The 16,644-nt window shown below is 66.4% G+C and carries 20 protein-coding genes, 1 tRNA gene and 1 pseudogene; 10 read left to right on the top strand and 12 right to left on the bottom strand.

Annotated elements, in window-relative coordinates:
* The first annotated feature begins 99 nt into the window (after positions 1–99).
* Positions 100–867 (top strand): SHOCT domain-containing protein, encoded by a 768-nt coding sequence (locus ACFQ4G_RS17810; RefSeq protein WP_238202840.1) that lies wholly within the window; start codon positions 100–102, stop codon positions 865–867.
* A 26-nt stretch (positions 868–893) separates the two neighbouring features.
* Here ACFQ4G_RS17810 and ACFQ4G_RS17805 read toward each other — a convergent pair whose 3' ends face one another.
* From ACFQ4G_RS17805 to ACFQ4G_RS17765, 9 genes are all read right to left on the bottom strand, one after another.
* A complete protein-coding gene (locus tag ACFQ4G_RS17805) occupies positions 894–1,760 on the bottom strand; it encodes an NAD-dependent epimerase/dehydratase family protein (protein WP_238202842.1) in 867 nt (288 codons plus the stop codon).
* Positions 1,761–1,800: 40 nt separating this feature from the next.
* Positions 1,801–2,880, bottom strand: a complete 1,080-nt coding sequence (rfbG, locus tag ACFQ4G_RS17800) for a CDP-glucose 4,6-dehydratase (RefSeq protein WP_238202844.1) — start codon at positions 2,878–2,880, stop codon at positions 1,801–1,803.
* Positions 2,880–3,650 carry a glucose-1-phosphate cytidylyltransferase gene (gene rfbF, locus ACFQ4G_RS17795; protein WP_238202846.1) on the bottom strand — a complete coding sequence of 257 codons (771 nt, stop codon included), beginning with the start codon at positions 3,648–3,650 and terminating at the stop codon, positions 2,880–2,882. The genes rfbG and rfbF overlap by 1 nt, the downstream gene beginning before the upstream one ends.
* A 36-nt stretch (positions 3,651–3,686) precedes the next feature.
* Positions 3,687–5,174, bottom strand: coding sequence for a glycosyltransferase family 61 protein (locus ACFQ4G_RS17790; protein WP_238202848.1), 1,488 nt, complete (start codon positions 5,172–5,174; stop codon positions 3,687–3,689).
* A gap of 522 nt (positions 5,175–5,696) precedes the next feature.
* Positions 5,697–6,008 (bottom strand): ETC complex I subunit, encoded by a 312-nt coding sequence (locus ACFQ4G_RS17785; protein WP_238202850.1) that lies wholly within the window; start codon positions 6,006–6,008, stop codon positions 5,697–5,699.
* Positions 6,009–6,057: 49 nt separating this feature from the next.
* Positions 6,058–6,134, bottom strand: a tRNA-Pro gene (locus tag ACFQ4G_RS17780).
* A 144-nt stretch (positions 6,135–6,278) separates the two neighbouring features.
* Positions 6,279–6,530 (bottom strand): PilZ domain-containing protein, encoded by a 252-nt coding sequence (locus ACFQ4G_RS17775; RefSeq protein WP_238202852.1) that lies wholly within the window; start codon positions 6,528–6,530, stop codon positions 6,279–6,281.
* 74 nt (positions 6,531–6,604) lie between these two features.
* Positions 6,605–6,799, bottom strand: coding sequence for a hypothetical protein (locus tag ACFQ4G_RS17770; RefSeq protein ID WP_238202854.1), 195 nt, complete (start codon positions 6,797–6,799; stop codon positions 6,605–6,607).
* A gap of 55 nt (positions 6,800–6,854) precedes the next feature.
* Positions 6,855–7,088 carry a hypothetical protein gene (locus ACFQ4G_RS17765; RefSeq protein WP_238202857.1) on the bottom strand — a complete coding sequence of 78 codons (234 nt, stop codon included), beginning with the start codon at positions 7,086–7,088 and terminating at the stop codon, positions 6,855–6,857.
* Between the two features lie 169 nt (positions 7,089–7,257).
* Between ACFQ4G_RS17765 and ACFQ4G_RS17760 the strand changes: the two genes are divergently transcribed.
* The gene (locus ACFQ4G_RS17760; RefSeq protein ID WP_238202925.1) at positions 7,258–7,959 is read left to right on the top strand and encodes a glutathione binding-like protein; all 702 of its coding nucleotides are present in this window, start codon (positions 7,258–7,260) and stop codon (positions 7,957–7,959) included.
* Positions 7,960–7,975: 16 nt separating this feature from the next.
* Here the strand turns inward: ACFQ4G_RS17760 and ACFQ4G_RS17755 are convergent, their stop codons facing one another.
* Entirely contained in the window at positions 7,976–8,890 is a 915-nt protein-coding gene (locus tag ACFQ4G_RS17755) for an MBL fold metallo-hydrolase (protein WP_238202866.1), read from the bottom strand.
* Positions 8,891–9,063: 173 nt separating this feature from the next.
* On the opposite strand from ACFQ4G_RS17755, the gene ACFQ4G_RS17750 reads away from it, so the two are divergent.
* The 7 genes from ACFQ4G_RS17750 (at position 9,064) to rimM (ending at position 14,542) form a co-directional block, all read left to right on the top strand.
* On the top strand, positions 9,064–10,086 hold the full coding sequence (locus ACFQ4G_RS17750; RefSeq protein WP_238202868.1) for an LLM class flavin-dependent oxidoreductase: 1,023 nt from the start codon (positions 9,064–9,066) through the stop codon (positions 10,084–10,086).
* 108 nt (positions 10,087–10,194) lie between these two features.
* Positions 10,195–10,563 carry a hypothetical protein gene (locus ACFQ4G_RS17745; protein WP_238202870.1) on the top strand — a complete coding sequence of 123 codons (369 nt, stop codon included), beginning with the start codon at positions 10,195–10,197 and terminating at the stop codon, positions 10,561–10,563.
* 451 nt (positions 10,564–11,014) lie between these two features.
* On the top strand, positions 11,015–11,245 hold the full coding sequence (locus ACFQ4G_RS17740) for a glutathione S-transferase (RefSeq protein WP_238202873.1): 231 nt from the start codon (positions 11,015–11,017) through the stop codon (positions 11,243–11,245).
* Positions 11,246–11,264: 19 nt separating this feature from the next.
* Positions 11,265–12,824 carry a signal recognition particle protein gene (gene ffh, locus ACFQ4G_RS17735; protein ID WP_238202881.1) on the top strand — a complete coding sequence of 520 codons (1,560 nt, stop codon included), beginning with the start codon at positions 11,265–11,267 and terminating at the stop codon, positions 12,822–12,824.
* The gene (locus ACFQ4G_RS17730; protein ID WP_238202883.1) at positions 12,824–13,471 is read left to right on the top strand and encodes a hypothetical protein; all 648 of its coding nucleotides are present in this window, start codon (positions 12,824–12,826) and stop codon (positions 13,469–13,471) included. Before ffh ends, ACFQ4G_RS17730 begins: the two co-directional genes overlap by 1 nt.
* A gap of 9 nt (positions 13,472–13,480) precedes the next feature.
* Positions 13,481–13,843, top strand: coding sequence for a 30S ribosomal protein S16 (rpsP, locus tag ACFQ4G_RS17725; RefSeq protein WP_238202891.1), 363 nt, complete (start codon positions 13,481–13,483; stop codon positions 13,841–13,843).
* 12 nt (positions 13,844–13,855) lie between these two features.
* Positions 13,856–14,542, top strand: coding sequence for a ribosome maturation factor RimM (gene rimM / locus ACFQ4G_RS17720; protein ID WP_379040737.1), 687 nt, complete (start codon positions 13,856–13,858; stop codon positions 14,540–14,542).
* A gap of 3 nt (positions 14,543–14,545) precedes the next feature.
* On the opposite strand, the gene ACFQ4G_RS17715 is transcribed toward rimM, so the two are convergent.
* Both ACFQ4G_RS17715 and ACFQ4G_RS17710 read right to left on the bottom strand, forming a co-directional pair.
* Positions 14,546–15,337, bottom strand: a complete 792-nt coding sequence (locus ACFQ4G_RS17715; RefSeq protein ID WP_238202893.1) for a bestrophin-like domain — start codon at positions 15,335–15,337, stop codon at positions 14,546–14,548.
* A 117-nt stretch (positions 15,338–15,454) separates the two neighbouring features.
* Complete coding sequence (locus ACFQ4G_RS17710; RefSeq protein WP_238202895.1) at positions 15,455–16,195, bottom strand: class I SAM-dependent methyltransferase; 741 nt, start codon at positions 16,193–16,195, stop codon at positions 15,455–15,457.
* A gap of 211 nt (positions 16,196–16,406) precedes the next feature.
* Here ACFQ4G_RS17710 and ACFQ4G_RS17705 point away from each other — a divergent pair.
* Positions 16,407–16,644, top strand: a pseudogene (locus ACFQ4G_RS17705) (tRNA (guanosine(37)-N1)-methyltransferase TrmD); the annotation flags it as partial.

Raw genomic sequence — 16,644 nt, 5'->3', positions numbered from 1 at the left:
GCGGGACGCTATTTCCCGCAGACGCCGTACTATGATCGGATGAAGGTGGATCGAGCGTCCCCGCCGCGCCCGACCCGCTCGCCTCGCTGGAGCCAGCCCATGCCCGACAGACCTTCCGTCCTGCAGACCGTCGCCGACCGGCACGGCGTCAGCATCGATGCCGTCCGCCATCTGATGCGCGCCCTCGAGGCGGGCCACGGCACCATGGCGCAGTTCAACCATCCCGAACTCGGCGGTTTCGGGCAATGGTCGTCCGGCGGCATGACCATGATCGGCAACATGTTCGACGCGAACCTGAAGTCTCGGGTGGCGGCGATCTGCGCCGAACTCGCCGAATCCCTGCCCCCCGGCGGCTGGGACGACGGCGCGGCACCCGCCACCTGGTGGCCCGCCGAGCTCGGCCGGCCGTCCACCTCGGGCTCGCAGAACGGCATGCGCTACGCCTATTTCCCGGACAGCCGCCTGCTGGCGGTGGAGAGCGCCGGATCGCTGACGCTCTACGATACCGGGAGTTACGACATTTCCGGCGTCTCGCAGCAGCAGGGCAGCAGCCAGAGCCTCCGCTTCAGCGGGCGCAACGGCTATGTCGATCTCGAATCGCTGCAGAAGGTGAGCACGGCGCCGACCCCGGAGCGCGCCATCGAGCCGAAGCCGTTCCACCCCGAGCCGATCGAGATGCCAGTGCGCGGCGAGGAGGTCTCGCGCCAGAGCTCGCACCAGGTCTCGGAGCCGGAATCCTACCCGCCCGCGAGCCCCGCCGGCGACGTGATCTCGACGCTGGAGCGCCTGTCCGACCTGCATCGCAAGGGCGTGCTCACGGAGTCGGAATTCTCGGCCAAGAAGGCCGAGCTCCTGGCGCGGCTCTGAGCCGAGCCGCCGGTGGGAGGCCTCCGTCAGCGACCGCCCGCGGTCGTGCGGGCGTCGCCGATCAGCTGCGCGATCCCGTCGTCGAGCGTCACCCGCGGGGTCCAGCCCAGGCCCCGCAGGATCGACGTGTCGGCCACCATTTCCGCCGGTTCTCCCGGCCGTGGCGGAAGCGATTTCTGCCACGGCCGATCGAATCCGCTGATGGCGATCGCGCGCGCGATGAAATCGCCGAGGGGCACTGCGCGTCCGGCGCCGATCGGGACGTCCTGCCAGGGGGCGAGCCGCGTGCGGGCGTCGACCAGCGTGAGAACCGCCGCGATCGCGTCGTCCACGTGGATGAAATCGCGCCGCTGCGTCGCCGGCGTCGTCACGAGGGGCGCCGCGTTCTCCACGAGCTGCAGGGCGAGGGACGGAACGAACTTGGCCGGATCGTCGCCCGGCCCGTACATCATCTGCAACTGGGCGTTCGCCACATGCGCGCCCGACTTTTCCTGCGTGACGAGCAGCCGGGCCAGATCGGCGAACTGGCGCTTGGTGAGCGCGTAGAGATTCACCTCAGGCGGCAGCGTCGTGTCGGTGTTGATGAACAGCGTTCCGGGGCGCATCGCCTGGAGCAGGGCGGCACCGAGGGTCACGTTGGCATCGACCATGGCCGCCGCGCGCTCGCCGCGTCGCCCCTGAGCCGCGGCCATGTGGATCAGCACGTCGGGCGCGAGCGCCTCGACGTGCCGGCCGGCCTCGTCCGCACTGGCGTAGCGGAGGACGGACCCGCCTCCCGGAGCCGCCACCGAGGAGGGCCGCAGGAGGGCGACGACGTCGTCGCCGCGCGCCGAGAGCGCGGCGGCCACCCGGCTACCCAGGAAGCCGGAGGCTCCGGTGATCGCTACCCGCACGAGACCATCCCTCAGCGCGACCGGCACAGGCCGCGCCGCATCACGGACGCGCAGCCATGTCGGCGAGGAACAGGTCGATCTCCGCCTCGCTCAAGGCGCCCACCGGCTCGCCGGCGAGCCGGCGCTGCGACCAGTCGACGATCCGTTCCAGGGTCCGGTCCAGCCGCCATGTGGGCCGCCAGCCGAGACGCTGGCGCGCCTTCGAGCAATCCAGCGAGAGCGAATGCGCTTCATGGACGTGGCCTTCCGCGTCGAGCTCCCACCGCGCGGTGCCGCCATAGAGCGACACCATCTTGTCGACGATGTAGCCGACCGGGCGGATGTCGTCCGAATCGCAGGCGAAGTTCCAGCCCTCGGCCCAGGCCTCTCCGTCCTCGTAGAGGTTCTCGGCGATCTGCAGATAGGCGCCGATCGGCTCCAGCACGTGCTGCCACGGCCGGGTCGCCCCCGGATTGCGGATCACCACGGGCCGGTCCGCCTCGAAGGCGCGCAGGATGTCGGGAACCAGCCGATCCTCCGCCCAGTCGCCGCCGCCGATGACGTTGCCGGCCCGCACCGAGGCGACCCGTGCCGAATCCGGAGCGGAGAAGAACGACTTGCGCCAGGACGCGATGACGATCTCGCACGCCCCCTTGCTGCTGCTGTAGGGGTCGTGCCCGCCCATCGGGTCGTTCTCGCGGTAGCCCCAGGGCCATTCGCGGTTCTCGTAGCACTTGTCGCTGGTCACGGCGACGACCGCCTTCACCGACGGCGTCGCGCGGATCGCCTCCAGCACGTGGATCGTGCCCATGACGTTGGTGGCGTAGGTCTCAGCGGGTTCGCGGTAGGAGAGCCGGACGAGGGGCTGGGCCGCGAGGTGCAGCACGATCTCGGGCCGGGCCTCGGAGATCAGGCGCTTCACCAGTTCGGCGTCCCGGATGTCGCCGATATGCGACGTCATCCGCGAGGCGATATCGGCCTCCTCGAACAGGCTGGGCTGGGTCGGGGGGGCGAGCGACAATCCGGTGACGTCAGCGCCCCAGCGCGTCAGCCACAGGGACAGCCACGCACCCTTGAACCCGGTATGACCGGTGACGAAGACGCGCTTGCCGCGCCACCAATCCGCTCCACGGCTGCTCATCACCAGACTTTCCAGGGGGCTTTGCCCGAGGCCCACAGGCCTTCCAGCATGTGCTTGTCGCGGAGGGTGTCCATCGGCTGCCAGAAGCCGCGATGCTCGAACGCCATGAGCTCCCCATCCTTGGCGAGGCCCCGCAGCGGCTCCTGCTCCCACACCGTCGTGTCGTCCGCCACGCGGTCGATCACCTTCGGCGACAGCACGAAGAAGCCGCCGTTGATCATGGATCCGTCACCCTTCGGCTTCTCCTCGAAGTTGGTGACGACCTTGTCGTGGATGCCGAGCGCACCGAAACGGCCGGGCGGATAGGCGGCGGTGAGCGTGGCCTGGCGACCGTGCTCGCGATGGAAGGCCAGGGAGGCGGTGATGTCCACGTCACCCAACCCGTCGCCGTAGGTGAAGAAGAAGTTCTCCTCGTCGCGGACGTGATCGGCGGCACGGAGCAGACGCCCGCCCGTCATCGATTCCTCGCCCGTATCGACCATCGTGACACGCCAGGGCTCGGCCCAGCGGCGGTGATAGATGATCTCGCCCTTTTCCAGATCCACCGTCATGTCCGAGTTGTGGTTCTGGTAGTTGGCGAAATATTCCTTGATGATGTAGCCCTTGTAACCGCAGCAGATCACGAAGTCGTTCACGCCATGGGCGGCGTAGATCTTCATGACGTGCCACAGCATCGGACGCCCGCCGATCTCGACCATCGGCTTGGGCTTCGTCGAGGTTTCCTCACTGAGACGGGTGCCGAGCCCGCCCGCCAAGATGACCGCCTTCATACTTACTCCCCCGAAACCGTGTGGCGCACCGCGACGTCAGCCGGCGGCTAGGATGCGATCGATCGCCGCGATATCCGGCGACCATTCGGATGTCGCTGCATTCATTGGCTGTAGCACCAGCGTATGATTGTGCCCGAAAACGGTCGATAAGCGCGTGAAACAGCTCTGAACCCCCAGCATCTTGACCGTGGCGGGCGATGCGGGAAGAATCTCGACGACGCGGAGGCCGGGCTTTGCGAACAGCAAATGCGACAGGCCCGCACCGTGCCCTCCGACAACCAATTCCGCATTGCGGAACAGGTTGATCTTGTCAAGCAATGTGAGCTTGCTCAGCAAGATCGGCACGATACCGCGATGTGCCAATGCTTCTTCGAATACGATTTCGTTCGTCATCGAGCGGCGCGCCGAGTCCCGGCGGGAAATATAGAACCGGCGTGGTGTCTCGTGATCGTTCCGACGATCGGCGATGGCGATCAGTTCGGCATAGACGCGTGCATAGGCGTCCGTCCGAGCCAGATTGGCGATCGACGAAGTCGCTACGTACAGCCGCCGGCAGAAGACGGGACCTTCGACTGCGATCATCTTGTCTTCGGAGATGCCGAGTGCACCGAGCGCGTCCGACGCCAGCCCCCTGTGTTCCTTGCGCAGGAGGATCGGACAATCCGGCGTATCCGGCGCCAGCCGCCAGCTCAGCCCGCTCAGGCGCTTGACGAGCCACTCGAAATAGCCCTTGTGCGGCCCGGTGCAGCTGATGGCTTCGTCGTAGATCGGGACGGATGTCGGATCCCTCAGCGCGGGGATAGGGCGGCCGGAAGAATGAGAAGCACTGCCGTCTTCAGTCCAGATCTGTCCCATTTCATTGATGAAGACATCTCTGTATTCGCTGACGAAGGGAAATTTGTCTGCCCGCGTGAGATTTTCGGCGAATTGAGCCGATATCGCCCGTAGCCGCTCTTCGATCTCCGGCGCAACGCCATCGAGGCGCACGATCTCCAATCGCGAGGGCGGTACGCGAACGTCGTCGAGAATCCCGGGGAATCGATGAACGACGGGTTCGTTCTGTGGTGCATGAGGGGCGGGAGCGACGAACCGGCGGGCCTGCTTGCGAGCCCTGCGATCCTTCGTGGCGCGGCGAATCCGTTTCGCGATCTGCCTCGTCCGCGGCGTTCCATAGTCGGAAGGAAGTTTCGCCAGGATTGCAGCGGCTTGGATGGGGCTGTGCAAATTGAGCAGCATCGCTGCAAGCTTGATCCGATCACCGATGTTGCCGAGTTCGGCGATCGCCGTTTGGCAGAACCTGATCTCGACCTTGTTGCCGAGTTCCGCTGCCGCATGCAGTCGATGGCCGAGGAGTTGCTGGTTATCCGCCGCGTCCGCGTCGTTTCTTATCGTCAGGATCACCTTGCGCCACCTGCCCTTCGCGGCAAGTGCCTCGACCCTTTGTAAGATCTTACTGCCGCCGGAAGACGGGGCCGACGATTGCGCGTCCGGTAAAGGAGACAGTACTTCCGCAGGAAGAGTCATCGAATGCATTCCACGACGCGTCTTGATCCGCTGATGTCCGGTGCCCGCCGGGGGGCGGCGTAGCTCGATATGACCGGGCACGCCAGACCACGCCCGACCTCGGCCGCTCGAAAATCGATTCCCGATCCATACGAACGGGGCGATGGGCGTCGAGAGCGGGACGACGTGTATGGGAGCGATCGACCCGTCAGCGGAGTCTCACGCGTCGCAACTCCCCGACGCCGGTGGCCCGACATCGTCACATAACTCGATGAAATCTCTGCCGACGTCTGCATCATCCGTGGCGGGACGCTCATTTCAACAACAGCGATGATTCGCTTGCCAGAGGTTTCCGATGGCGCATCCTCCCGACATCGCGTTCCCATTTTCGAGACCCGCGCTATACACTGAGGCACATGATAGACGACGACCTACGCGAATCCCGTGCCGCACTGATCCTGCTCGCCGTCGCCGTGGCGTCGGTGCTGGTCTTCGGCGCGGTCACGATCCTGATCCAGATCTGATCGCGCGTGTGCCCGGAGCTCAATGCGTCCAGGGTGCCGTGCGGTTGAACTTGAAATTGTCCGAATAGGACAGGCCCTTGCGGATGACCGGCTTCTGCGGCTGCTCGACCCGGTAGGTGATGCCGTTGCGGGTCGCGTAGGCCACCGCCTCCTCCTGCGTCTCGAACGACAGGCGGACCTGCTGCAGCATGTCCGACGATCCGGTCCATCCCATCAGGGGGTCGGTGTCGCGCGGAGAGCTCTGGTCGAATTCCAGGAGCCAGGCCTTGGTGCGGGCCATGCCGGATTGCGAGGCATCCTTGGCGGGCTGGTAGATCCGGGCGCTCGGCATCGTGGATTCGATAGCTCCTGCAATGGGGAACGGCCGACGAACACGCGATTGGTCGGGGCGATAGGATTCGAACCTACGACCCTCTGGTCCCAAACCAGATGCGCTACCAGGCTGCGCTACACCCCGACACGCTCGCGCGCTGGTGCCGAAGTACGGTCTCCGACGGGAAACAGCAAGCGCATCGAACCGATATGCGGCGTGATGATCGAGGATGGCCTGACTTTTTCGTCTCCGATCCAGCGTGTCCGAGGCGGCCTCGGCGGGCCGCCCTCACAGGGTGAACGCCACGCCGAGCTTGCGCTCCCTCCGCCACACCACCGTGCAGGACCGCGGTTTGGCATAGGCCGTCATGACGAGAACGAACTGGTCGGGGACCGCGTCCGGGGTCTCGACCTCGATCTGTGCGCCGGTTTCGGAGTGATCCCAGACGAGACAATCGATGTCCGCCTGCCGATCGCCGAAAGAAAGCGCGCCGACGCGAAATGCATCCTTCCGTGAAGCGCTGCGCCGATTGGTAGTCACGTGATGTATCCCGATCCAACCTGACGCCGACTCTCGACGCGGCCGGTTAAATTTCTCGGAACGTCGATCCGTCACTAGACCATCACGTCGACGATGCGATCCTGACCTGCCGGTCGCCCCGATGAATTCTGGACGGTCGAAGCGCCCACATTGACGGATACCCATCTCGGCTCGGCCTCCGCCCTCGGCGAGGCGTCGGCGCGGGCGTTCGTGACGACGGCGATCGCCTTCAGGATCCCGAGCGAATTCAGCGTAACCGTGATCGTCATCGGTCGGATCCTCCCGTCGAGGAGAGTGCCCCGTCGTCGGTCTCGGCCCGTGGCGCTACACTAGGATGTCGAGGACGCGCCTGTCGGTGTCGAGGGACGATTTCAGCACGGCGGCGTTGATGCCGAACTCCGCCTTGCTCTCGATCAACCGCACCGCCGAACTCGACAGATCGACCTGGGTCGGGCTCGGCAGGCTGGTGCCGAGGGTGGCGATCGATTCCGCCGCGCTGCTGAAGCGCTGGGCGGCCACCGCCATTCCGCCGCTGCTGATGGAAGTCGCGCTGATCATCGGGTCGTCTCCCTGGCAAGCGACGATGCAAGCATGCATTCCGTGAATCGATCGGGTGCGAAATCCATCGCATTCGAGCGAATGGCGACCGCTTGATTGCGATGCGGCCGGTCTCCACCTCGCCGTCATGGGCCGCTCCCTGTTCCGCGGCTCGCTGGAAGGGACCCCGATGATCGACCTGCATTACTGGCCGACGCCGAACGGCCACAAGGTGACGATGTTCCTGGAGGAAGCCGGGCTTCCCTACACGATCAAGCCGGTGAACATCGGCAAGGGCGACCAGTTCAAGCCCGATTTCCTGTGCATCTCCCCCAACAACCGGATGCCGGCGATCGTCGACCACGATCCGCCGGGAGGGGGCGGTCCGATCACGCTCTTCGAATCGGGCGCGATCCTGCTCTACCTCGCCGAGAAGACCGGCCGCTTCATCGCCGCCGACCTGCCGGGGCGGGCCGAGGTGCTGCAATGGCTGTTCTGGCAGATGGGCGGCCTCGGCCCGATGCTCGGCCAGAACCACCATTTCTCGCAATACGCGCCGGAGAAGATCCCCTACGCCATCGAGCGCTACGTGAAGGAGACGAACCGTCTCTACGGTGTCCTCGACCACCGGCTCGCCGATCGCGAGTTCGTCGCCGGGCCCGCCTATTCCATCGCCGACATGGCCTCCTATCCGTGGATCGTGCCGTGGGAGAAGCAGGGCCAGAATCTCGACGATTTCCCTCATCTCAAACGCTGGTTCACGGCCATCGCCGAGCGTCCGGCCACGAAGGCAGCCTATGCCCGCGCGCCGGAGGTCAACCCCGACCACGGCAAGACCATGAGCGAGGACGCCAAGAAGGTGATGTTCGGCCAGACCGCCAAGCGGGGCTGACCCAAGCGAGCCTAACCTATCGCCGGAGGCTGTCGAGCCTGACGGGGGCGGCATGCGGGCGGGTCGCCAGCATGCCGTCGATCAGCGCCAGCACCTCCGCCCGGCCGCAATTGGCGGCCGGCTCGAACGGCGTCCAGGTCTGGGTGAAGTCGAGCTGGGCGAACACGTCGCGGTAGCGCCGGAGCTCGTTCGTGGTGAGCGGCACGCCGCGCACGAAGGCCTTGTGGGCCGAGATCGTCTCGGCCCGGCGGAAGTCGTTCGGATCGAGCTCGAACTTCAGGGCGTCGCCGCAGAACAGGATTTTTCGCGATCGGTCGAACAGGACCGCATGGCCGTCGAAATGCCCGGCGGTGCGGTGGAGTTCGAGGCCGGGGAGCGGTTCGAGGAAATCGTCGTAGGGCCAGGAGACCTGGAGCGCGGCGCTCCAGATGAAATCGGCGGCCGGCAGGCAGAGCTCCGGGTCGAACCGGTCCTGCAGCTGCACCAGCGCTCCGTAGGCATGCGGATGCGAGGAGGACAGCACCTGCATGCCGCCGAGCGCGGCGATGTGCTTCAGCGCCGCTTCGCTGAAGACCGGGCAGGCCTCGAACCCCATGTTCCCGGCGGGCGTCTGGATCAGGTAGGCGCTGGGGCCGATGCCGGAGACGGGATCGTTCCAGAAGCGCCAGATTCCCGGCTCCAGCTCCTCCCAATGGCATGGGAAGCGCGCCTGCGCCTCGCGCTCGCTCCAGAACCGCCAGCCTTTCTGCGGCACCACGTGACGTGCGTCGAGGCACATCGGGCACGAGGCCGGCGGCTCGAAATGGCGCTGCCAGTACCCGCAATTGTCGCAGGTATAGGCGGGGAGATCGAGGGCGCCGGCGAAGGGCAGGTATCCGGGAGACACGGGGGCGTTGCTCGGGTTCGGAGTGGGTCGTCGGAGGTCAGCCATATAGGTCGGAGCGGCGTCGTGTCCCGTCCCGCATCGCCCGAGCCGACCGGCGCGCATGCCACGCCGGCTCCGGGCGCCGCTTGCGCAGCGGCGGTGGCGTCGCGATGTCTCGAGGCGGGGGGACGTTTCGGGCCGGCGCAAGCCGGTCGCACACGCATACGGACAAGCGAGTCATGATCCCTCTCTCCGTTCTCGACCTCGCCTTCGTGCCGCAGGGCTCGACGCCGGCGGATGCGCTGCGCAACACGCTCGATCTCGCGAGAGCCGCCGAACGCCTCGGCTACGAGCGCTACTGGCTCGCCGAGCACCACAACATGGTCGGCATCGCCAGCGCGGCGACGTCCGTGGTCATCGGCCACGTGGCTGCGGGCACGCGCCGCATCCGCGTCGGGGCCGGCGGGATCATGCTGCCGAATCATTCGCCCATGGTCATCGCCGAGCAGTTCGGCACGCTGGAGACCCTGTATCCGGGCCGGATCGATCTCGGCCTCGGCCGGGCCCCCGGCACCGACCAGCGCACCTTGCGCGCCCTGCGCCGCTCGCCGGAGACCTCGGACCAGTTCCCGCAGGACGTCCTCGAACTCCAGGCCCTGCTCGGCGACGCGACGCCGGGCCAGGCGATCCAGGCCGTGCCGGGGACCGGCACGAAGGTGCCGCTCTGGATTCTCGGATCGAGCCTGTTCGGCGCGCAGCTCGCCGCCATGCTCGGCCTGCCCTACGCCTTCGCCTCGCATTTCGCGCCGGATGCCCTGCTCCAGGCCCTGGCCGTCTATCGCGAGCGCTTCACACCCTCCGAGCAGTCGCAGCGGCCGCATGCGATGGTCGGCGTCAACGTCGTCGCGGCCGAGACCGACGGCGAGGCACGCCGGCTGTTCACCTCGGCGCAGCAGCAATTCACCAACATGTTCCGCGGCACGCGCGGCCTGCTGCCGCCGCCCATCGATGATATCGAGACCTATTGGTCGCCGTCCGAGAAGCGTCAGGCCTCGGGCATGCTCGCCCGCGCCATCGTCGGCTCGCCGGAGACGGTGCGTCGCGGTCTCGCCGCCCTGATCGCCGAGACCGGGGCGGACGAGCTCATGATCGCCAGCGCCATCCACGATCACGCCGCGCGCGTGCGCTCCTACGAAATCCTGGCGGATGTGGCCGCAGCGCCGGCCGCGACCGTGCCGGTGCGGGAACTCGTCGAGGGCTGACCCTTCGTCGGCGGGCAGGTCTCGCCGGCGGGCAGGTCTCGCTGCCCGGCAGGTCTCGCCTCGCCCGAAGGGTGTGCCTATGGTGCGGCACCCAACCAGCGGACCGACATGATCAAGAAGACGCACCTCGCCCCGGACGCGATCCTCGCGGACGTCGTCCCGAACCTGGAGGAGGCGGATGCCTATCTGAGCCGGATGCTGACCAACATGCGCTTCTGCCAGAAGCGGCACGGCAATGCCTCGGTCCGCATCGCCGTCACCGGCAAGGGCGGCAACCCGTCCTACCGGGTCGATTACGTCAAGCCGGTGGGGCCCGACCCGGACGGGACGGCGTTCGACGCCTATGGCGGCAAGGCCCATTACAGCTTCACCGCGATCAACATCATGGAGACGAACTGGAGCAGCCGGTCGATGACCCTGGACGAGGTGCTGAAACTCCAGGCGGAACTGCGGAAGCCGAAATTCGAGGATCGGTGATCGTGTCGACATCTCAGGGCCATTCAAGGCCCTGAAGACGAGTTCCTGAGTCGGTTCTCTACGGTGATCGATTGGCGTCCGTCTTTCCGGGGCTGCGCAGCAGAGCCCGGAATCCATAATCTCAGGAGTTCTTCGAGCTTGCGGGACCTGTATGTCTGGATTCCGGACTCGCCTCCGGCGCTCCGGAATGACGGCGCGAGGAACAGGACGGGCATGAAACGCCCGGTGGCCGATGCACTCTCGAGCTGAATGCGAAGTCCTGCGCACCGATTTGCCCTATCTTGACTCGCGCGGGCTCACCGACTAGTCCGCCAACCTCATATCAGACGACATGTCGTCAATACGAACGCCGACCGGCCCTGTGAGGCCGGAGGTCAACGCCCGACAGCGCGATGCGCCCTCGGGCGAGCTTCGCGTTGGAGACAGGCCGTCGCCCCGCCGATCCTGACGCGTGAGTCCCGCCCTGTCGCAAGCGCATGATACCCTTCGCATCGAGGATGCGGTCAACGAGGTCTGCCCCTGGTCGGGCAAGCCGATCGCGGCCGATTCCCTGACGCTCTACAACGGTTCCGTGGTCGGGTTCTGCAATCCCGGTTGCCGGGACAAGTTCGCGGCGGCGGTCAACGCCTTCGAGGCCGCGCTCCAGGCGCGCCGCGTCTCGTCCGCCGGCCTGTTCCAGTAGGCGTCGGGAGACTCACGCGATGTTCGAAGGCCTGTCCGACCGCCTCTCCGGTATTCTCTCCGGACTGACCCGCCGCGGCGCCCTCACCGAGGCCGACGTCACCGCGGCGCTCCGCGAGGTGCGCCGCGCGCTGCTCGAGGCCGACGTCGCCCTCGAAGTGGTGCGCGGGTTCACCGAGAAGGTCCGCGAGAAGGCGGTGGGCGCCGTCGTCGTCAAGTCGGTGACGCCCGGCCAGATGGTCGTGAAGATCGTCAACGACGAACTCGTGGCGATGCTCGGCTCTGAAGCCGGCCTGATCGATCTCAACGCCCCCGCCCCCGTCGCCATCCTGATGGTCGGCCTGCAGGGCTCGGGCAAGACCACCACCACCGCCAAGATCGCCCGGCGCCTGACCAACCGCGACAAGCGCAAGGTGCTGCTGGCCTCCCTCGACACCCGCCGCCCGGCCGCCATGGAGCAGCTGGCGATCCTGGCCAAGCAGGTCGGCGTCGACAGCCTGCCCATCGTGGAGGGCCAGTCCGCGGTGCAGATCGCCCGCCGCGCCATGGATGCGGCGCGTCTCGGCGGCTTCGACGTGGTGATGCTCGACACCGCCGGCCGCATCACCCTCGACGAGGCCCTGATGGCCGAGGCCGCCGAGGTCAAGGCGGCGACGAAGCCCCACGAGGTGCTGCTGGTCGCCGACGCGCTCACCGGCCAGGACGCGGTTGTCACCGCCCGCGCCTTCGACGAGCGCCTCGGCGTCACCGGCATCGTGCTCACCCGCATGGACGGCGATTCGCGCGGCGGTGCGGCGCTCTCCATGCGCGCCGTCACCGGCAAGCCGATCAAGCTCGTCGGCACCGGCGAGAAGGTCGACGCGCTGGAGGAGTTCCACCCCTCCCGCGTCGCCAACCGCATCCTCGGCATGGGCGACATCGTCTCCCTCGTGGAGAAGGCGGCCGAGACCATCGACCACGAGCAGGCGCTCCGCACCGCGGAGAAGATGCGCAAGGGCAAGTTCGACCTCGACGACCTGTCGATGCAGCTCGCCCAGATGGAGAAGATGGGCGGCATCGGCGGCCTGATGGGCATGCTGCCCGGCATGGGCGCCATGAAGAAGCAGGTCGAGGGCGCCAATCTCGACGAGAACATGTTCAAGCGCCAGCGCGCCATCATCTCATCGATGACCGCGCAGGAACGCAAGAATCCCGACATCCTCAAGAATTCCCGCAAGAAGCGCATCGCCGCGGGTTCGGGGACGAAGGTGGAGGAGCTCAACAAGCTCCTCAAGATGCACCGGACCATGGCCGACATGATGAAGGCGATGGGCTCGGGCAAGCGCGGCATCGGCCAGGCGCTGGGCTCGATGTTCGGTCTCGGCGGCGGTGGAGGCGGCATGCCCGGCCTTCCCCCCGGCATGCCCGAGCCGACGCCGGAGCAGATCGAGGCCATGCAGAAGCAGATGGGCGGCAAGCTGCCGCCCATGCCGCCGGGCTTCGGCGGCGGAAAGATGCCGAGCCTGCCCGGGCTCGGAGGACCGAAGGGGCCGGGCGGTCTGCCGGGCCTCGGCGGTTTCCCGTTCGGGAAGAAGAAGTGATGGACGATAGCCCTACAGAAAGTCTGAAGTTGTTCGGTATCCCTGCGCAGATCGATTTTGGAAATTTTGCAGTCGGAGTTGCAACAGCGGCGATTGCATTAGTTTCTTTATACATTGCAGTAAGATCGACGAAATCAGATAATAAGAAAGCAATTGCAGAATTTCGACAGTTATGGATTGATGATCTTAGGTCGAATATTGCAGATTTTGTTGGCTGCATTGAGGAAGCTGCGAATATAGCATTTTCTCATCAAGCGAGGGCTGAATATCATAGAGAATTAGATCAAATATTTGGTAGGATTAGAACATTAGAGGCATATATTAGGTTGAAGCTTTACGATCACGAAATCGAGCATAGGTACATTATTGCGCTAATATCGGAGATAAGAGGACGCATATCTATATATGCGTCTACTGGTAAAAATGCTGTTACTACTGATATAAATGAAATAATTGATATTCTTATCGATATGTCTCGTGTTGTGCTGAAGCGTGAATGGAACAGAGTTACAATCGAAGTTCTGGGCAAGAGAAGAAATTTCTCGCTATCTGATCTTTGGAGTAAAATCAGAGGTGTAAAGACCTTTGAAGAAAAGACGAAAGAAAGAGCAAGACAGTTCTTTCTTATGAGAAGCATCACACCCTAGGAGCACACCATGTCCCTCAAGATCCGTCTCACCCGTGGCGGCGCCAAGAAGCGCCCGTATTACCGCATCGTCGTCGCCGATGCCCGCGCCCCCCGCGACGGCCGCTTCATCGAGAAGGTCGGCGTGTACGACCCGATGAAGGCCAAGGACGATCCGGCCCGCATCGTGCTCGAGTCGGAGAAGATCTCGGCCTGGCTCGCCAAGGGCGCCCAGCCCACCGACCGCGTCCTGCGCTTCCTCGACGCCGCCGGCCTCGCCAAGCGCCCCGCGCGCAACAACCCGCAGAAGGCCGAGCCGGGCGAGAAGGCCAAGGAGCGTGCCGCCAAGCGCGCCGAGAAGGCCGCCGCCCCGGCCGAAGACGCCGCAGCGTAAGGCGACTTCGCGATGGCGCGCCGTCCCGGAGGCAGCAATCCCACCGGCGATGGCGGCCGTCGCGACCGCCCGAGCCGCATCGGCACGGGCTCGGCGACCTCCGCGCACCGGCCCAGGCCGATGCCGGAAGTCCCGCTCCCGTCCACCGATCCGAGCCTCGTCCAGATGGGCGAGTTCGGCCGTGCGCACGGGCTCAACGGCGAGATCCGCCTGAAATCCTATACCGGCGATCCGCAGGCGATCGCCTCCTACGGGCCGCTGATCGGCGCCGGCGGCCAGCGCATCGAACTGACCGACGTGCGGCAGGCCGGCGGCACCTCGCCCGACCTCCTCGTGGTGCGGGTGAAGGGCGTCTCGGACCGCAACGGGGCCGAGGCCCTGAACCGTCTGGCGATCTACCTGCCGCGCGAGCGCCTCGGCGAGGTGGAGGACGAGGACGAGTTCTTCACCGCCGATCTCGTCGGCCTCGATGCCGTCGACACGTCCGGCACCATCATCGGCACCGTCACCGACGTGCCGAATTACGGCGGCGGCGATCTCCTGGAGATCAAGCCGGCCCTCGGCGGCCCCACCGCCCTCCTCCCCTTCACCAAGGCCTTCGTCCCGACCCTCGACGTGGCGAACGGGCGGATCGTCATCGATCCGCCGGACGATCTGTTCGCGCCCGCCGGCCCGAAGCCGCCGGATGAGCCGGCCTGACGCCTACTGCGCCGGCCCTATCATCACGGAGCGGGCGGTCTCCAGCGGCGCGGCGCTCATCGGCATCGGCCCATCGAACGGGCGCTCGTGCATGGCGATGACGCCGAGCGTCGTCACCGTGGCGATCGAGAACAGGATCATCGTCACCGCCTGAGGTACCGGCTTGTCCACGTGGATCAGGGCGATGGAGATCAGGGTGAGGATCGCCAGGACCATCAGCGTCAGCCATTTCGACTGGTCGCCATGGGCTTCGCTGAGGCCCAGCCTGTCCCCCCGCGCCGCCCGCAGGTTCATCACCGCATCGAGAAGGGCCGAATGGGCCGCCGCCCCCGCCTCGTTGGTGTGACGCGGATCGGCCACCGCCTGCATCAACCGGCCCAGGGCCTCGCTCGCCGCCGTGGAGGATTCCTCCATCGCCATCTTCGGCCATTCGTCGTCGATCAGCGCGTTCGTGTAGGCGAGCAGCCTCTTCCGGATCTCCGACATGTCCGAGGCGGTGGCGAGGCTGAGGTCGTGCGCGGCCAGGAGGTTCGTCTTCTCCGACTGGACGATCTTCGAGGCCTGCCGCTGGCGTTCCCAGGCGTCGTTGGCGACGAAACCGGTGAGCAGCGCCAGCATCACCGAGATGGCGTTGAAATAGGGAGCGACGATGCCGAGCCCGAGCTTGAACATGCCGGGACGCGAGACGGGCAGTGCCGACAGGAGGCAGAGCACGCTCATGCAGGCGGCGAAGATCGCACCCAGCATCGCGAACATCAGCCAGACAGGCTGATCGAGCCAATAGGTGAGGACCACGCGCGCGACTCCTGCCCGTTTCGTATCGCGGCGCCACCGTAGGACCCCGCCGCTACCGAAAGGTGAATCGCGGAATGCATCACTTGCCGGGCGATGGGTCACTTGCCGGCCGATGCGTCACTTGCCGCGGGATCGGGTCGCCAAGTCTTTGCAGGGAACGATGCCCGCCGGATCGGGCCGATCGGCGACGGAGGGGGCTTCGAAGATCGCGAGATAACCGACCCCGCCCTTCAGCACCGAGAAGCCCGTCTCGCGATAGCCCGCCGCCGCCAGTTCGCATCGGAGCAGGGCCGGCGGCGTGCCGTGACGCGACGGCAGGGTATCGGCATCGACGATCCCGACCCGGCCACCGGGCTTCATCGCGGCGGCGAGGTTGTGGAGCAGGCCGTAGGGCTGGCTGATCTCGTGATACATGTGGACCAGCACGGCCGCGTCGACGGAGGCCGGCGGCAATCGCGGATCGTGCGGCTCTCCGCGCACGATCGTGACGGTGCCGAGCCCGGCCTTGCCGACCCGCGCCGACAGGTCGGCGAGATAGGCCGGCGTCACGTCCTCCGCGAAGATGCGGCCCGTCGCTCCGACCCGCTCGGCGAGGCGCATCGTGTAATAGCCGCTGCCGGCGCCGATATCGGCGACCGTCTCCCCGGGCGCGATCGCCATCAGCCGCGCCACCTGCCCGACTTCGTCGACTTTGTCCCGCTCGGCCTCCGACGCCCAGAGCGGGGCGATGATCTCCGCCACCGGCCTGTCCGGCTTCGGGAAGGCGGAGGCCGGGGTGCCGGGAGGCGCCAGCGGCTCCGCGGCATGCGCAGCGAGAGCCAGGGCGAGCGAGGTGACGACGATGGAGAAGCGCTTCATCTGCCGACAACCCGCGAAGGCCGGCGGAAGTGCCGCCTCCGTCACCGACGCCCTGCGGGACGCGCGGCCGAAGATGCCGACCCATGGTTGCTGCGCCTTGGCTGTCGACCCTTGCCTGTCGACCCTTGGCTGTTGACCCTTGCGGGCCACAGCCGCCATCAAGCGCGATGAACCAGCGCAGCCAAGACGACCAAGCCAAGACGACGAGCCCATGACCACGAAGCCGTGGGACGCCACGATCCTCACCCTCTACCCAGAGATGTTCCCCGGGCCGCTCGGGATCTCGTTGTCCGGCGATGCGCTGGCGCGCGGGACCTGGGCGCTCGAAGCCCGGCAGATCCGCGAGCACGGGATCGGGCGGCACCGGGCCGTCGACGATTCGCCGGCCGGCGGCGGGGCCGGCATGGTCCTGCGCTGCGACGTGCTCGGCGCCGCCATCGACGCGGCGG

The organism is Methylobacterium marchantiae (assembly GCF_042679825.1).
Taxonomy (GTDB): Bacteria; Pseudomonadota; Alphaproteobacteria; order Rhizobiales; family Beijerinckiaceae; genus Methylobacterium; species Methylobacterium marchantiae.
Note: the sequence above shows the minus strand (reverse complement) of the source record. Positions and strands in the feature narration are given on the sequence as shown.

Bases quoted from the DNA above. Each gene is read 5' to 3' on its own strand.
- rpsP (WP_238202891.1), top strand. From the start codon at position 13,481: ATGTCCCTCAAGATCCGTCTCACCCGTGGCGGCGCCAAGAAGCGCCCG.
- ACFQ4G_RS17730 (WP_238202883.1), top strand. From the start codon at position 12,824: ATGGACGATAGCCCTACAGAAAGTCTGAAGTTGTTCGGTATCCCTGCG.
- ACFQ4G_RS17760 (WP_238202925.1), top strand. From the start codon at position 7,258: ATGATCGACCTGCATTACTGGCCGACGCCGAACGGCCACAAGGTGACG.
- ACFQ4G_RS17755 (WP_238202866.1), bottom strand. From the start codon at position 8,890: ATGGCTGACCTCCGACGACCCACTCCGAACCCGAGCAACGCCCCCGTG.
- ACFQ4G_RS17770 (WP_238202854.1), bottom strand. From the start codon at position 6,799: ATGACGATCACGGTTACGCTGAATTCGCTCGGGATCCTGAAGGCGATC.
- ffh (WP_238202881.1), top strand. From the start codon at position 11,265: ATGTTCGAAGGCCTGTCCGACCGCCTCTCCGGTATTCTCTCCGGACTG.
- ACFQ4G_RS17710 (WP_238202895.1), bottom strand. From the start codon at position 16,195: ATGAAGCGCTTCTCCATCGTCGTCACCTCGCTCGCCCTGGCTCTCGCT.
- ACFQ4G_RS17790 (WP_238202848.1), bottom strand. From the start codon at position 5,174: ATGACTCTTCCTGCGGAAGTACTGTCTCCTTTACCGGACGCGCAATCG.
- rfbG (WP_238202844.1), bottom strand. From the start codon at position 2,880: ATGAGCAGCCGTGGAGCGGATTGGTGGCGCGGCAAGCGCGTCTTCGTC.
- ACFQ4G_RS17785 (WP_238202850.1), bottom strand. From the start codon at position 6,008: ATGCCGAGCGCCCGGATCTACCAGCCCGCCAAGGATGCCTCGCAATCC.
- rimM (WP_379040737.1), top strand. From the start codon at position 13,856: ATGGCGCGCCGTCCCGGAGGCAGCAATCCCACCGGCGATGGCGGCCGT.
- ACFQ4G_RS17750 (WP_238202868.1), top strand. From the start codon at position 9,064: ATGATCCCTCTCTCCGTTCTCGACCTCGCCTTCGTGCCGCAGGGCTCG.
- ACFQ4G_RS17765 (WP_238202857.1), bottom strand. From the start codon at position 7,088: ATGATCAGCGCGACTTCCATCAGCAGCGGCGGAATGGCGGTGGCCGCC.
- ACFQ4G_RS17810 (WP_238202840.1), top strand. From the start codon at position 100: ATGCCCGACAGACCTTCCGTCCTGCAGACCGTCGCCGACCGGCACGGC.
- ACFQ4G_RS17745 (WP_238202870.1), top strand. From the start codon at position 10,195: ATGATCAAGAAGACGCACCTCGCCCCGGACGCGATCCTCGCGGACGTC.
- rfbF (WP_238202846.1), bottom strand. From the start codon at position 3,650: ATGAAGGCGGTCATCTTGGCGGGCGGGCTCGGCACCCGTCTCAGTGAG.